We start from the raw sequence: 13,018 nt of genomic DNA on the forward strand, positions 1-13,018 counted from the left end.
AAAAAACTCAACAGAAAATTACTTTAATTTTCTTCCCATCAAAACACCCATAACGGAAGCCATCATAAGACCTCTTGTCCAGCCGCTGGAATCGCCCAGACAGTGAAGTCCCTCCACGTTTGTGTTAAAGTCATTGTCAAGCTTTACCTTGTTGCTGTAGAACTTCAGTTCCGGAGAATAGAGAAGTGTTTCGGTAGAAGCAAAGCCGGGAACAACATGGTCAACCGCCTGAATAAAGTTGATTATGTTTATCATAGCTCTGTAAGGCATAGCGGCTGTTATATCGCCTGCTACTGCGTCCGGAAGTGTAGGCTTGATATTTGAACGGGAAAGCTCTTTTTCCCATGTTCTTTTTCCGTCAAGGATATCTCCGAAACGCTGAACAAGTATTTTTCCGTCGCCTAACATGTTGGTAAGCTCGCCAACCTTTTGAGCGTAGGCTATAGGCTGATTGAAAGGCTCAGAGAAGTTGTGAGAACAGAGAATAGCAAGGTTTGTATTCTGGGATTTAAGCTCCTTGTAGGAATGTCCGTTTACAACTGCAAGGTCGTTGTCGTAATTTTCCTGACTTACAAAGCCGCCTGGGTTTTGGCAGAAGGTTCTTACCTTATTTTTGAAAGGAGCAGGGTAGCCGATAAGCTTTGACTCGTACAAAACATTGTTTACGGTTTCCATGATTTCGTTTCTCACTTCAACTCTTACGCCGATGTCAACTGTTCCCGGCTGATGAGCTATCTTGTGTTCATAGCAGATTTTTTCCAGCCAGTCTGCGCCACGTCTGCCCGTTGCCACAACGGTGTGAGGAGCCTTTATTTCCACCTTGCCCTCTTTGGTGTTAAGTCTTACACCGAGACATTTTCCGTCCTCTAAAATTATGTCCTCACATTCTGTGCCAAACATCATGTCAACGCCGTTTTTCAGGAGATGCTGCTCAATGGCGTAGTAGATTTCCTGAGCCTTTTCAGTGCCCAAATGGCGTATAGGACAGTCCACAAGTTTAAGTCCCGCCTGAATGGCTCTTTTTCTTATTCTCTTAACAGCGTCGTCGTTTCCGATACCCTCAATCTTTGTATCTGCTCCGAATTCAAGATAGATTTTATCTGTGTAGGCGATAGTTTCAGCGGCGAGATTTTCTCCGATAAGGTCGGGCAAATCTCCGCCTACTTCAGGACTAAGAGAAAGCTTTCCGTCGGAAAAAGCGCCGGCTCCTGAAAATCCGGTGGTTATGTGGCAGTAAGGCTTGCAGTTCATGCATTTTCCTGTTATGTGTTTCGGACAGCGTCTGTTTTCAATGGCGCTTCCTTTTTCGATAATTAAAATTTTCTTCTGAGAACCGCACTTTAACATTTCAATAGCTGTAAAAATTCCGGCAGGGCCTGCGCCTATAATTATTACGTCATAATTTGATTTCATAAAATATCCTCTCCTTAATAAAAATGAAAATGGCATAAAAAAAGCCTTTCCTGACAATATAATTTACCCGCAAAGGATAGATTATAGTCAGCTGAAAGGCAGCCGGTAGAAACATTCACCCGTCAATGTGAATTTATATAATCAAACTCAAAGATATTATCATATTTGCGTGTAGTTGTCAATAGCTTTTTGTATACTTTTCAGCTTTATTATATAAAATTTCTGCCACTTTTTCAATAGAAATAAGATTTTTTATACCTGAATTACTATATTTTTTCAAACGCTTTTAAAAGCCTGTGAGTTGTGGTATAATAAATAAATTAACAGGTAATATTTTGAAATTATAGTTGGGTTAAATCCCTTAAATTTATTTTGGAGTTGGTAAAATGACAAATATTGAAAGAAAGGAAATCGCCCCAAACGTGTTTTTTAACAGCGTGACGGTGGAAAGATTTAAAACAATGAAATTAAGCTGTACGGCTTATATTCCTCTTACAAGGGAATCAGCCGCAATGTCAGCTATGCTTTCTCAGGTTCTCACTAAATCCTGTGAGGAATATCCGACCCTTATGCAGTTCAGCAGAAAGCTTGGAAGTCTTTACGGAGCAACAGTAAGCGGAGGAGCCAATAAAAGCGGCGACGTAAGAACTTTGAAGCTTGTGGTTTCCGCAATAGACGATAGATTTGCTTTGGGCGGTGAAAGCGTTGCAGAGGAGGTTTCAAAGCTTCTTTGTGAGGTGCTGTTTAAGCCGAAAGTAAAAGACGGAAAATTTGACAGTGAGGATTTGGAGCAGGAGCGCAGACAGCTTATAGAGTATATAGACGCACAGTTTAACGACAAGCAGGTTTACGCCGCTTTGAGATGCACAGAGATAATGTGCGAGGGTGAGCCTTACGGAATTACAAGACACGGCGGCGTTGACACAATAAATAAAATCGACTGTGAAAACCTCTATAATGGATGGCAGGAGCTTTTGAAAACCGCCAGATTTGAAATTTTCTTTGTAGGCGGCAAGGGCGCAGAAGAGGCAAGAAATGTTTTTGAAAAAGCATTTTCAAATGTGGAAAGACAGCCTGCAAAGCTTGAAAATAAAGTGGTTTCCGATGTAAAAGAGGTAAAGAACGTAACCGAGGAAATGGAGCTTTCCCAGTCAAAGCTTATTATAGGAATGAGAACCGGAGTTGACTCACTTGACCCGAGAGCAGACGCCATGAAGCTTATGAGCACAGTTTTAGGAGGCACAGCACATTCAAAGCTTTTTAACAATGTAAGAGAAAAGCTGAGCCTTTGCTATTACTGCTCTTCAAGATACGACGGAAGAAAGGGTATCTTGAGAATAGAAAGCGGCGTTGAAAGCGAAAACATCGAAAAGGCAAAGGAAGCCATATTTGCAGAAATAGAGGAAATGAAAAAGGGCAACATTTCAGACTTTGAAATGGAGTCTGCAAAGCTCAGTCTTTGCGATTCATTCAGAACACTTGACGACTCTGTAGACGGCATAGAAGCATGGTACAGCTCTCAGGTGTTTGAAAACAGCTTTAAAAACCTTGACGAAAAGCTGGAAGGTATTATGAAGGTTACAAAGGAACAGGTTGTAGAGGCTGCAAACCTTTTGAAAACCGATACAATTTATGTTCTTAAAGGAAACCAGAAAGAAGGATGAAAATGAAAATAGAAGAAATAGTGTCACCGGCGCTGTCCGAAAAATACTATAAAACAACCCATAAATCGGGACTTGATATATATGTGTTCCCTAAAGAGGGATACAGAAGCACCTATGCCATATTCGGCACAAAGTATGGAAGCGTCAATAGATGCTTCAGCGTTGACGGAGGAGAAAAGGTAACCGTTCCCGACGGTATAGCCCATTATCTTGAGCATAAGCTTTTTGAAAGCGAGGATGGAGACGCTTTTGCAAGATACGCAAAAACAGGCGCAAACGCCAACGCCTATACAAGCTTTAGTAAGACCTGTTATCTTTTCTCATGCTCCGATAATTTTGAGGACAGCCTGAGAATACTTTTGGATTTTGTAACATCACCTTACTTTACACCTCAGACAGTTCAGAAAGAGCAGGGCATAATCGGACAGGAAATAAAAATGTACGACGACAGCCCGGACTGGCGTGTAATGTTCAATATGCTTGAGGCTATGTACGAAAAGCACCCGGTAAAAATTGATATAGCCGGAACAGTGGAGTCAATTTCCCACATAACAGCGGATTTACTTTATCAGTGCTACAACACTTTCTATAATCTCAGCAACATGGCTCTTTGCGTTGCAGGAAACGCAGACATGGAAACAGTTTTGAAAATCGCCGACGAGGTTTTAAAGGAGCAGAAGCCTAAAAAGGTTGAATCCTTCTTTGAGCCTGAAAGCGAGGGAGTTTCCAAAGATTATGTGGAGCAGGAATTCCCTGTAGCAGTCCCACTCTTTAATTTGGGATTTAAGGAAAACGGAAGCAAAAAGCTTTCAGATGAAGAAGCGGCTTTAAATGAAATTGTAATGACAATGCTTTTTTCCTCTACCGGCAAGCTTTACACCCGGCTTCTTGACGCCGGACTTATAAACTCCTCATTCTGCTATGAATTCAGCGAGGGTCCTGGATATGCGGTTTCAATTCTTTCCGGAGAATCCCGTGAGCCTGAAAAAGTGGCAAAGATGATTAAAGACTATATTGAAAAGGTCAAGAGAGATGGTTTTGAAGAGGAAGATTTTGAAATAGCAAAGAAAACCGTTTACGGTGATTTAATAGGTTCCTTTAATTCACCTTCATTTATAGGAAACGCCCTTATGGACTGTGCATTGTTCGGAGGAAACCTCTTTAACTATGCCAACGCTGTGGCCAATGCCGATATGGACGGAGCTAAAAAACGCCTTGACAATATGCTTATGACAGACAGAAGCGTGCTGTCAGTGATTGTGCCTCAGAAGCAGTAATTTTAAAGGGTTGAATTAAGGGAATGGACGGTGACTCTATGTACAATGTTAGTTTTCCGGGTTTTGGATGGGAATTTACAATAAATCCGGTTGCCTTTCAGATAGGCGATTATAAAATATACTGGTATGGAATTATAATTGCAGTAGGAATGGTTCTTGCAATGCTGTATGCCTTTAAGACGGCGGACAGATTTGAAATAAACAAAGACAAGCTTTTTAACTGCGTAATAGTTGGACTTGTTTTCGGTGTAATCGGAGCAAGACTTTACTATGTGTTTTTTGAATGGGACAGATACGCAGGAGACCTGCTGAAAATTATTCAGATACACGACGGAGGCTTGGCAATATACGGGGGCATAATCGGAGCACTTGCCTCGGGATGCCTGGTTGCAAAACTTCAAAAACAAAAAATAATGAATATATTGGATTTAGTGGCTTTAGGTTTTCTCATAGGACAGGGAATAGGCCGCTGGGGTAACTTTATGAATCAGGAAGCTTTCGGAACTCCTACAGACCTGCCTTGGAGAATGGTAAGCGAGAACACCGGAGGAGTGGGAGTTCATCCATGTTTCCTGTACGAGTCAATCTGGTGCTTGCTGGGATTTGTGATTTTGCATTTTGTCAGCAAAAAATTCTACAAATATCACGGACAGATTTTCTTCATGTATATGGTTTGGTACGGATTTGAAAGAATGATTGTAGAGGGCTTGAGAACAGACAGCCTTTACATGCATTTTTCAATTTTCGGATACACACCAAGAGTTTCACAGGTGTTGTCCTTTGCAATAATGGTTTTGGGAATTATCCTGTTGATTGTATTTGGTTTAAGAAATAAGAACAAACTGAAAGGAGCGCATTTAAAATGTCAAGAATAATAGACGGCAAGCTGGTTTCTGCAAAGGTAAGAGCCAATGTTGCCAAAGAAACAGAAGAACTCAAGGAAAAGGGTGTAAGCGTAGGACTTGCGGTTGTAATTGTGGGAAATGACCCTGCTTCCAGAGTTTATGTAAACAATAAGAAAAAGGCCTGTGCAGAGGTTGGCTTTATTTCAAGAGAATATGCGCTTCCTGAGGAAACAACACAGCAGGAGCTTTTAGACCTTGTAAATGAGCTTAACAACGACAAGGAAATAAACGGAATTTTGGTTCAGCTTCCTTTGCCGAAGCATTTGGATGAAAAGCAGGTTATAGAGGCTATAAGTCCGTTAAAAGACGTTGACGCCTTTAATGCGGTAAACGTGGGTAAAATTATGATAGGCGATTACGATTTTCTCCCATGTACTCCGGCAGGCGTTATGGAAATGCTCAAGGAATACGACATCGACCCGAAATCTAAAAACTGTGTGGTTATCGGAAGAAGCAATATTGTGGGCAAGCCTATGGCAATGCTTTTGCTCCATAAGCACGGAACAGTTACAATCTGCCACAGCAGAACAGTAAACCTCAAGGAAATCTGCGCAAAGGCTGACATTCTCGTTGCAGCTATAGGAAAGGCTAAATTTGTAACAGCGGATATGGTAAAAGAGGGAGCTGTAGTAATCGATGTTGGCATGAACCGTGACGAAAACGGCAAGCTCTGCGGAGATGTAGACTTTGAAAATGTAAAGGATAAAGCGGAAGCTATTACACCTGTTCCGGGCGGAGTAGGTCCTATGACAATAGCTATGCTTATGAAAAATACTCTGAAAGCCGCAAAGCTTCAGAACGGAATTGAAGAATAAAAAATATTAAAAAATGAGGGCTTGAAATGAAAAGACCGTTGGCGTGTTTGGGAATAACCTATCTTGCTGTTATAGCCACGGCTTTTTATGTCAAGTCCTCTTTGTTTTTGTGGGCGGTTTTGATTTTCGCCATTTGTTTTGCAATCGCCCTGACAGTCAAACTCCTTTTGAAGAAAAGGGTTAAAGTGCCTTTTGATAAATTTATGGTGTGCCTTGCCATGCTTTTGGGCGTTATCTCCTATACAGTGCATACGGATTGTTATTTTGTTCCTTTAAGGGAGAAGTACGGCGATACAGATTGTTATGTAACCGCAAGGGTATGTGAAAAGCCGGAATACAAATATGAAAGATATTATTACACCCTGGAAACTTTGACAATCGATGATGAAGAGGTCAGCGCAGGAGTGATTTTAAGCTGTCCCCTTTACATAGACGCAGACATCGGAGATATAATATCAACGGATATGACCCTTTTAAACACTGACAACAGCTACTATATCTCAAATGGAATAAATTTCACAGTTAAGGCTGAAACAAATTTCGGAATAGAAGTTGAAAAGTTTACAGGCTTTTCCCTTTACAAGCTTTCGTCACAGATAAGGGAAAGTATTTCCCATATTTTCGACAATGGAATGACCGAGGAAAATTCCTCTTTTTTCAAAGCTCTTGTTTTAGGGGATAAATCACAGATGCCGGAATACACAATAGAAAGCTTCAGAAAATCCGGTGTTTCCCATTTTATTGTTGTGTCCGGTCTTCATATGTCTGTGGTGGGAATGTGTTTTCTCTTTATACTGAGAAAGCTTTTGAAAAATAAGTTCCTGTATGTGTTCGGTTCATGCGCGGTGATAGTCCTTTACATGGGAATTACGGGATTTTCACCGTCGGTAGTCCGTGCAGGCGTTATGTTTATAGTTTACGTAATCGGTATGCTGTTTAACCGTAAACCGGACTCTTTTTCGTCTTTGGGTTTGGCGGTTCTCATACTGACAGCTGCAAACCCATATGCCGGAGGAAATATAGGACTTCTTTTGTCGGTTACGGCGACCTTGGGTATTTTGCTTTGGAACGGAAGAATAAACGCTTTTCTAAAAGGCGGTTGGTTTGAGGTTATAAAGGAAAAGAAATTTATCGGAAGTTTTACAGATATAGTTTTGTCCTGTGTTTCCGTATCTCTAAGCGCCACAATAGGCGTACTGCCTTTGCAGGTTTGGTTCTTTCAGGAGATATCATTGGTGGGAATTGTTACAAACCTTTTGATAGTTCCTCTTTCTTCACCTATCATAATCTGCGCTTTGCTTTTTGTCTTGTTTGCGGTGCTTTCGGGATTTGCCGGATTTTTTGTATACATTTCAGCAGCTTTCGGATTTATAAGTCAGATACTTTCCGGCTATGTGCTGAATACAGTTAAATTCCTGGGCGAGCTTCCTTTCAGCAAGATAGACGTTAAAGATAATTTTTATATCTTCTGGGTAATAATAACTGTGGCTATGTTTGCAGTCGGCGGACGCTTCAAGAAAAAATTTGGCTCGGTTTTGCCCATTGTGACCGCAAGCTTTACAATTTTGGTTGCGTGTATTCTTGCAGGAAACCTGTGGGGTATTGGAACCATGAAGCTCCACGTTTTAAGAAACGGGGGAGGAAACACAGTACTGCTTACCATAGACAACAAAAGTGCCATGCTTTCCACTGCCGGAAAATACAACTTCGATGACGAGGTTATCAGCTATATAGAAAGCACGGTAAAGGGAAAACTCAGCTTTCTGGCGGTAACTGAGAACTATAAAAATTCCGGCATATATGCAGATGAACTTTTGCAGGAGATAGGCGCAGAAAACGTGCTTTTCTATCACAACGAAAAGACCGACGAGGAAACAATAAACGCAATAGATGAAAACGGAAATGTGACCTATTTACAGCAGGATACAGGAGAAGCGACTCTCTGGAACAAAGCAATTATCAAATACATAAAAGAGGGCAACGGTTTCTATCAGTATGTGAGGATTTCCGAGGGCTACAGCCTTTTGATAATTCCCAAAATGGCAGATATTGAAAATCTTCCTGAGGAATACAGATATGCCGACATCATTGTGGGCGGCGGAAATATTAAAAATTCTCAGCTTTTAAGCTGTATGATTTTTGTGGACACAAGCGACGATGACTATAAAGGAACAAACCTGATAAACTACGATTTTACGGCGAAAACAAAGGATGAAAACGTGGTTTTAAATATGTCCAGGAAAAATGAAAAAAGCCATTGACAATCAGCCTTTTGTTATGGTATAGTATATAAGCCGCATATTGTGGGCTTAGAAGAGGTATGCCCCGCCCACGGTAGCGAGTCTGAATAAAGGAATGGTACTTAAATTATGTACGCAGTTATCGAAACAGGCGGCAAGCAGTACAAAGTAGAGAACGGCAGCGTTATCTTCGTTGAAAAGCTTGCAGCAGAGGAAAATGCAACAGTTGATTTCAAAGTTGTAGCTCTTGGTTCTGACGACGGTATTAAGGTTGGCGCTCCTTATGTTGAGGGTGCAACAGTTACAGGCACAGTTCTCAAGAACGGTAAGGGCAAGAAAATCAATGTTATGACCTACAAGCCAAAGAAGGGCGAGAAGAGAAAAATGGGTCACAGACAGCCTTACACAAAGGTTGAGATTAACTCAATCAACGGCTGATTATGATTGCAGCGGAGTTTAAACAAAGAAAAGGCACGGGCATTGTGGAGTTTTCCATAAAAGGTCATTCCGGCTACAGTGAAAGCGGAAGCGACATTGTCTGCGCAGCGGTGAGTTCAGCGGCTTATATGGCTGCAAACACTATAACCGATGTAATCGGCGCAAAGCCTGAGATTGATTTGTCCGATGGTTTTCTTGTTTTAAAACTGAGTTTGCAGGACGCTTTAAAGTGTTCGGTGATAACCGAGGGTTTAAAGCTCCATGTGCTGGCTCTTTCAGAGCAGTATCAAAATTTCATTAAAGTTAAAATTTCGGAGGTGTAAGGTAATGTTGAAGATAAATATCCAGTTGTTCGCTCATAAAAAAGGTATGGGTTCTACAAAGAACGGCCGTGACAGTGAGTCAAAGCGTCTTGGCGTTAAGCGTGCAGACGGTCAGCACGTTCTTGCAGGAAATATCCTTGTTAAGCAGAGAGGCACACACATTCACCCGGGTGTGAATGTTGGCAGAGGTTCTGACGATTCTCTCTTTGCTAAGGTTGACGGCGTTGTTCGTTTCGAGCGTGTAGGCAAGGACAGAAAGCGTGCAAGCGTTTATCCTGTTGAGCAGTAATTTATTAACACAAAACCTTTGGGGCGGATATAATTTATCCGCCCTTATTGTTTAACCTTTTATCCCTTTAATAAGTGATAAGATGAAAGAATTTAATAACAGAAATAAAAAAGACAATAATAAAAAGTATTGGTACTTTCCTTTTTTCAGCGCAAAGTTCCCCACACAGAAAGTCAAAGCCTCGGTTGGCAACATTTGGTGGTCACTTTCCGTTATAGCCGTGGTTTTTGTCTGGTGTTTCCATGCGGTGAAAGAGCAAAACTGGCTTTTTCTTGTACTTGGAATATGCGGAGGAGCTGCAGCTGAATTTTTCCTCATAAGAGATTTTGTGAGAACACGTAAATCCGAAAAGGAAGATAAAAACCCTGACAAAAAAGAAATAAAATAGAGTTTATATAAATGATTTAGAAATATTTTGCATGTAAGCAAGATAATATTAAAGGATTTTTTGCCTTTGGGAGGTATATATGTTTGTAGATGTAGCAAAAATTAAAATTAAGGCAGGCGACGGCGGAGACGGCGCTGTGTCTTTTCACAGAGAAAAATATATTGCTTCCGGCGGCCCTGACGGCGGAGACGGCGGCAAGGGCGGCAATATAGTTTTTGTAGCCGACAGCAACCTTTCCACCCTAGCTGATTTCAGATACAAAAGAAAATATCTGGCACAAAAGGGTGAAAACGGAAAAGCGGCACGCAGAAACGGAAAAAATGCACCGGACCTTATTATACATGTGCCTATAGGAACGCTTGTTAAGGATGCGGAAACAGGCAGACTTATGGCTGACGTTTCCACAAAAGAGCCTGTAGTTGTGGCAAGAGGCGGAAAAGGCGGCTGGGGAAATACCCATTTCGCAACTCCGACAAGACAAACTCCACGTTTTGCAAAGCCTGGACTTCCGGGCGAAGAGTTCGACGTTCAGCTTGAGCTGAAGCTTTTGGCTGACGTTGGCTTGGTCGGTTTTCCAAATGTAGGAAAATCAACACTTGTTTCCGTTGTTTCTCAGGCAAAGCCGGTTATAGCCAACTACCACTTTACCACAATAACACCTGTTCTGGGAGTTGTTTCAATGGGCGAGGGAAGCTCATTTGTAATGGCTGATATTCCGGGTCTTATCGAAGGCGCATGGGAAGGCACAGGACTGGGACACCAGTTTTTAAGACATGTTGAAAGATGCAGACTGCTTGTTCATATTGTGGATATTTCCGGCAGTGAGGGAAGAGACCCTATTGAGGATTTTGAAATAATAAACAGAGAGCTTGAAAAGTTTAACCCGGAGCTTGCCAAACGTCCAATGCTTGTAGCCGGAAACAAATGCGACCTTGCAACAGATGAACAAATAGAGAATTTTAAAAACTACGTCGAGGAAAAAGGTTACATGTTCTTTCCAATTATGGCGGCTATCAGATATGATGTTGATCCTCTTCTCAATAAAATTCAGGAGATGCTCTCAAAGCTTCCGCCTATAGCGGTTTACGAGGCAGAGCCTGTGCCGGTTGTTGCGGCAGAAAATGTCGGCAGACACGATGTTAAAATCACCGTACACGACGGTATTTATTTTGTTGAGGGTAAATGGCTTCTCAATGTCATTAAGTCCGTAAACTTTGACGATTACGAAAGCCTTAACTATTTCCAGAAAGTTCTCATAAACAGCGGCGTTATCGACGCTCTCCGTGAGGCTGGAATAAACGAAGGCGATACGGTTTCAATCTATGATTTGGAATTTGATTTCGTTGAGTAATAGGGATTTAGACGCAAAGAGGAGAAAAGATGGAGAAGTTTATAGATAAGGAATGTCGTGCAAAGTCTGTATCTCCTTTGACCCTTGCTTTTTTGGGTGACGGGGTTTACGACTTGCTTATTCGTGATTTTCTTGTTACACAGGCAAACAGACCGGTTGGAGAGCTTAACAGGCTTAAAATTTCGGTGGTATGCTGTCAGGCTCAGTCAAAGGCTATGAAAAAGCTTTTGGATGCGGATTTCCTGACGGAAGAGGAAATGTCAGTGTACAAGCGTGGAAGAAATTCCACAGTGAATAATGTTCCGAAAAATTCCAGCGCTGCCGATTATCACAGCGCAACAGGCTTTGAAGCCTTGCTTGGATTTTTGTATCTTCAAAATAAAATAGACAGGATAACTGAAATATTCGATTTTGCCGTAAAGGAAGAACTTCTTTAAAAGGAGGTTTGTTTTATGACAAAGAAAAGGTTTTTTCACGATATTACAGATTGGACAACCATAATTTTCGGAAGTCTTATTTATGCGGTGGCAGTAAGTTGTTTTACAGCTCCAAATAATATAGCCCAGGGCGGACTGACCGGTGTGTCGATTATGCTTAATTTCGTATTCAACACACCTATAGGTATAACAACAATGATTATGAATATACCTCTGCTTATATGGGGACTTGTCGAAAACGGTAAAAGCTACCTTGCAAAAACTGTGGTGGCCATAGTGGTGTCATCTGTGGCGATTGATGTTATTTCATCATTTACTACAGGTTATCACGGCGAAAAGCTGCTGGCGGCCATGTTCGGAGGAATATTAAGCGGCTGTGGTTTGGGTCTGATTTTCTATCGTGGCGGTTCAACCGGCGGTGTGGATATTGTAGCTCAGAATATTCACAAGCATCTTCCTTTTCTTTCTGTAGGCAAACTGATATTACTGGCAGACGCTCTTATAATTTTTGCCACAATACCTGTTTACGGCGGAATAGAGAGCGCAATGTACACATCAATTTCTATTTTCCTTAGCGTTAAGGTTATAGATACGGTTACAAAGGGTTTTGCCAGGGACAACGGAAAGCTTATGTTTATCATAACCTCAAAGTATGCTGAGATAACCAAAGAGATAATCGAAAATGTAGAGAGAAGTGTAACTGTTATTGACGGTAAGGGAGGATATACAGGGGACGATAAAAAGGTTGTTTTGTGCGCATTAAGACCACGTCAGGTTTATAAGGTGAGAAGAATAGCCGAAAACATCGACCGCATGTCCTTTATAGTTGTAACCGATGCGGAAAATATAATGGGCAAAGGTTTCAGAAACAGATAATTAAAATACTAAACGGGAATGTACTTTTAAATACATTCCCGTTTTTATATGTATATTAAAAAATGTATGCAAAGCATATTTCCCCCAAAAAAGCATTGCATACAAGTGAGAAGAATATCAGCATTTGAGTTCCTGTTTTTTTCGCTCAAGCATCTTTTCCAATTTATCAATAACCTGTGGGTCATCTGTATTTTCTATAAGAGCCGCAAAAAGATTTTCTTTTGAGCCTTTATTAAACTCGCTGCTGTCTGTAAATTGCTTAACCGCATATTCTTCTCTTGTGAACACAGGTACAAAAGTTCTGGCATAGTTTTTTGTGGTTTTTACAAATCCCTCAACTTTGATTACTTCCTTCTTTAACAGGGAGTTGATCAAAAGATGAATATAGCTTTTTTTCCAAGTTCTGTTTACTGATAAATTGACAATTTCAGTACTTGTCATGGGTCTATTTTCTGTCCAAAGTAAGTCCAAGATTTCCTCTTCACTTTTTGTCAACATATTTATTAACTCCTTCTCATTTTTATAGTAGAACACAATTCACCAAATAAAAATATATCACTATTATTATATAATTATAATGTCATATTGTCAATTGAAATACA

The 13,018-nt window shown here is 40.9% G+C and carries 14 protein-coding genes, 1 riboswitch and 1 other annotated feature; of the genes, 12 read left to right on the forward strand and 2 right to left on the reverse strand.

All coding sequences use genetic code 11. The features are described 5' to 3' along the window. Window positions 1-18: 18 nt before the first annotated feature. Window positions 19-1,413 (reverse strand): NAD(P)/FAD-dependent oxidoreductase, encoded by a 1,395-nt coding sequence (locus B5F08_RS01860; protein ID WP_087376121.1) that lies wholly within the window; start codon window positions 1,411-1,413, stop codon window positions 19-21. Between the two features lie 64 nt (window positions 1,414-1,477). Beyond that, window positions 1,478-1,574, reverse strand: a riboswitch (purine riboswitch). Between the two features lie 225 nt (window positions 1,575-1,799). Here B5F08_RS01860 and yfmF point away from each other — a divergent pair. The 12 genes from yfmF to B5F08_RS01920 all read left to right on the forward strand — a co-directional run bounded on the left by yfmF (window position 1,800) and on the right by B5F08_RS01920 (window position 12,416). Then, window positions 1,800-3,077 carry an EF-P 5-aminopentanol modification-associated protein YfmF gene (gene yfmF / locus B5F08_RS01865; RefSeq protein WP_087376122.1) on the forward strand — a complete coding sequence of 426 codons (1,278 nt, stop codon included), beginning with the start codon at window positions 1,800-1,802 and terminating at the stop codon, window positions 3,075-3,077. Window positions 3,078-3,079: 2 nt separating this feature from the next. After that, the gene (gene yfmH, locus B5F08_RS01870; protein ID WP_087376123.1) at window positions 3,080-4,354 is read left to right on the forward strand and encodes an EF-P 5-aminopentanol modification-associated protein YfmH; all 1,275 of its coding nucleotides are present in this window, start codon (window positions 3,080-3,082) and stop codon (window positions 4,352-4,354) included. Between the two features lie 38 nt (window positions 4,355-4,392). Next, entirely contained in the window at window positions 4,393-5,229 is an 837-nt protein-coding gene (gene lgt / locus B5F08_RS01875; RefSeq protein WP_158096180.1) for a prolipoprotein diacylglyceryl transferase, read from the forward strand. Then, window positions 5,217-6,074: a bifunctional methylenetetrahydrofolate dehydrogenase/methenyltetrahydrofolate cyclohydrolase FolD gene (gene folD, locus B5F08_RS01880; protein WP_087376125.1), complete on the forward strand. Its 858-nt coding sequence runs from the start codon at window positions 5,217-5,219 to the stop codon at window positions 6,072-6,074. Before lgt ends, folD begins: the two co-directional genes overlap by 13 nt. A gap of 26 nt (window positions 6,075-6,100) precedes the next feature. Beyond that, a complete protein-coding gene (locus B5F08_RS01885; RefSeq protein ID WP_087376126.1) occupies window positions 6,101-8,335 on the forward strand; it encodes a ComEC/Rec2 family competence protein in 2,235 nt (744 codons plus the stop codon). 20 nt (window positions 8,336-8,355) lie between these two features. After that, window positions 8,356-8,429: a sequence feature (ribosomal protein L21 leader region), on the forward strand. 14 nt (window positions 8,430-8,443) lie between these two features. After that, on the forward strand, window positions 8,444-8,752 hold the full coding sequence (gene rplU / locus B5F08_RS01890) for a 50S ribosomal protein L21 (RefSeq protein WP_087376127.1): 309 nt from the start codon (window positions 8,444-8,446) through the stop codon (window positions 8,750-8,752). 2 nt (window positions 8,753-8,754) lie between these two features. Continuing rightward, entirely contained in the window at window positions 8,755-9,075 is a 321-nt protein-coding gene (locus B5F08_RS01895) for a ribosomal-processing cysteine protease Prp (protein WP_087376128.1), read from the forward strand. Between the two features lie 4 nt (window positions 9,076-9,079). Then, a complete protein-coding gene (gene rpmA / locus B5F08_RS01900) occupies window positions 9,080-9,364 on the forward strand; it encodes a 50S ribosomal protein L27 (protein ID WP_087376129.1) in 285 nt (94 codons plus the stop codon). Window positions 9,365-9,446: 82 nt separating this feature from the next. Beyond that, window positions 9,447-9,752, forward strand: coding sequence for a hypothetical protein (locus tag B5F08_RS01905; protein ID WP_087376130.1), 306 nt, complete (start codon window positions 9,447-9,449; stop codon window positions 9,750-9,752). 79 nt (window positions 9,753-9,831) lie between these two features. Next, window positions 9,832-11,103, forward strand: coding sequence for a GTPase ObgE (gene obgE / locus B5F08_RS01910; RefSeq protein ID WP_087376131.1), 1,272 nt, complete (start codon window positions 9,832-9,834; stop codon window positions 11,101-11,103). 29 nt (window positions 11,104-11,132) lie between these two features. Continuing rightward, complete coding sequence (locus B5F08_RS01915) at window positions 11,133-11,540, forward strand: Mini-ribonuclease 3 (RefSeq protein ID WP_087376132.1); 408 nt, start codon at window positions 11,133-11,135, stop codon at window positions 11,538-11,540. A gap of 15 nt (window positions 11,541-11,555) precedes the next feature. After that, a complete protein-coding gene (locus B5F08_RS01920; RefSeq protein WP_087376133.1) occupies window positions 11,556-12,416 on the forward strand; it encodes a YitT family protein in 861 nt (286 codons plus the stop codon). A 117-nt stretch (window positions 12,417-12,533) separates the two neighbouring features. Here B5F08_RS01920 and B5F08_RS01925 read toward each other — a convergent pair whose 3' ends face one another. Beyond that, a complete protein-coding gene (locus B5F08_RS01925) occupies window positions 12,534-12,914 on the reverse strand; it encodes a BlaI/MecI/CopY family transcriptional regulator (RefSeq protein WP_087376134.1) in 381 nt (126 codons plus the stop codon). Window positions 12,915-13,018 lie beyond the last annotated feature (104 nt).

The sequence above is a fragment of the Anaeromassilibacillus sp. An172 genome, from assembly GCF_002160515.1.
GTDB classification, from domain to species: domain Bacteria; phylum Bacillota; class Clostridia; order Oscillospirales; family Acutalibacteraceae; genus Limousia; species Limousia pullorum.

What these genes read in the sequence shown, in the direction of transcription:
- yfmF (WP_087376122.1), top strand. Translation starts at nt 1,800, where the DNA reads ATGACAAATATTGAAAGAAAGGAAATCGCCCCAAACGTGTTTTTTAAC.
- B5F08_RS01915 (WP_087376132.1), top strand. Translation starts at nt 11,133, where the DNA reads ATGGAGAAGTTTATAGATAAGGAATGTCGTGCAAAGTCTGTATCTCCT.
- yfmH (WP_087376123.1), top strand. Translation starts at nt 3,080, where the DNA reads ATGAAAATAGAAGAAATAGTGTCACCGGCGCTGTCCGAAAAATACTAT.
- lgt (WP_158096180.1), top strand. Translation starts at nt 4,393, where the DNA reads ATGTACAATGTTAGTTTTCCGGGTTTTGGATGGGAATTTACAATAAAT.
- B5F08_RS01895 (WP_087376128.1), top strand. Translation starts at nt 8,755, where the DNA reads ATGATTGCAGCGGAGTTTAAACAAAGAAAAGGCACGGGCATTGTGGAG.
- rplU (WP_087376127.1), top strand. Translation starts at nt 8,444, where the DNA reads ATGTACGCAGTTATCGAAACAGGCGGCAAGCAGTACAAAGTAGAGAAC.
- B5F08_RS01905 (WP_087376130.1), top strand. Translation starts at nt 9,447, where the DNA reads ATGAAAGAATTTAATAACAGAAATAAAAAAGACAATAATAAAAAGTAT.
- obgE (WP_087376131.1), top strand. Translation starts at nt 9,832, where the DNA reads ATGTTTGTAGATGTAGCAAAAATTAAAATTAAGGCAGGCGACGGCGGA.
- B5F08_RS01860 (WP_087376121.1), bottom strand. Translation starts at nt 1,413, where the DNA reads ATGAAATCAAATTATGACGTAATAATTATAGGCGCAGGCCCTGCCGGA.
- B5F08_RS01885 (WP_087376126.1), top strand. Translation starts at nt 6,101, where the DNA reads ATGAAAAGACCGTTGGCGTGTTTGGGAATAACCTATCTTGCTGTTATA.
- B5F08_RS01920 (WP_087376133.1), top strand. Translation starts at nt 11,556, where the DNA reads ATGACAAAGAAAAGGTTTTTTCACGATATTACAGATTGGACAACCATA.
- B5F08_RS01925 (WP_087376134.1), bottom strand. Translation starts at nt 12,914, where the DNA reads ATGTTGACAAAAAGTGAAGAGGAAATCTTGGACTTACTTTGGACAGAA.
- folD (WP_087376125.1), top strand. Translation starts at nt 5,217, where the DNA reads ATGTCAAGAATAATAGACGGCAAGCTGGTTTCTGCAAAGGTAAGAGCC.
- rpmA (WP_087376129.1), top strand. Translation starts at nt 9,080, where the DNA reads ATGTTGAAGATAAATATCCAGTTGTTCGCTCATAAAAAAGGTATGGGT.